The sequence below is a fragment of the Halorubrum sp. SP9 genome, from assembly GCF_005435015.1.
In the GTDB taxonomy this organism is placed as follows: Archaea; Halobacteriota; Halobacteria; order Halobacteriales; family Haloferacaceae; genus Halorubrum; species Halorubrum sodomense.
On record NZ_SGXU01000106.1, the window covers coordinates 656 to 1,336 of the forward strand.

Here is a 681-nt window from a genome sequence, read left to right on the forward strand (position 1 = left end):
GACGCCGAGGGTGAACCCCCCTGCGCCCGCAAATAAATCGAGTACGGAATCTTCGGACATTACACCCCTACGTTTGGGTTGCGAATATAAAAAAGTATGCCAGTACGTTACTGGCCGTTGAAGATCGGTACGTCAAACGGCGTGTGGTCCGCACACCACCGTACAAGTGGTTGTAGTTCGGGGTAACACTCCTCGGCGTTGAGGAACTGATTAACGAGAACCGTTATCAACCACGTCTCGTGGTGGGGTGGTCGGTGTTCGTATTCTAACTGCGCCCACACAGTTGTCGCCTCGTACGGAACTTCGTCGTACTCGTGCCACAGCGATTGTGGATGACAGCAGCGAGAGCGTCGAAGAAGTCCTCGGTAAGATTGATAGAATCTCCGACTCCCTGATCTTGACTGAAGAACGTCGCCTGATCAAGCGTACTCGATGAGACGACGGGATACTCATCACCGTACTGATCGTTGATCCACAACTGGTATTCAACGTTCTCTCTGTACTCGGGGTTGAGGATGTAGAAACTGTATCGCTCTTGGAGATCCGATCGCCGCGTCGCAGCGTTGTCGGGCGGCGTCATCTCGGTATCCTGTTCGCGTTCGTCGTGGTAGAGCGTACGTCCGCTCATACCGCTGTATTTGGGTTGCGGATATAAAAATGTAAGCGTCAGATAATGCTGAC

General features: G+C 52.7%; 1 protein-coding gene. It reads right to left on the minus strand.

All coding sequences use genetic code 11. The annotated features are described in order from the left end of the window. Positions 1-265 precede the first annotated feature (265 nt). Positions 266-681, minus strand: a 416-nt coding sequence (locus EXE45_RS16645; protein ID WP_206750484.1) for a hypothetical protein, incomplete at its 5' end; no start/stop codon positions are given.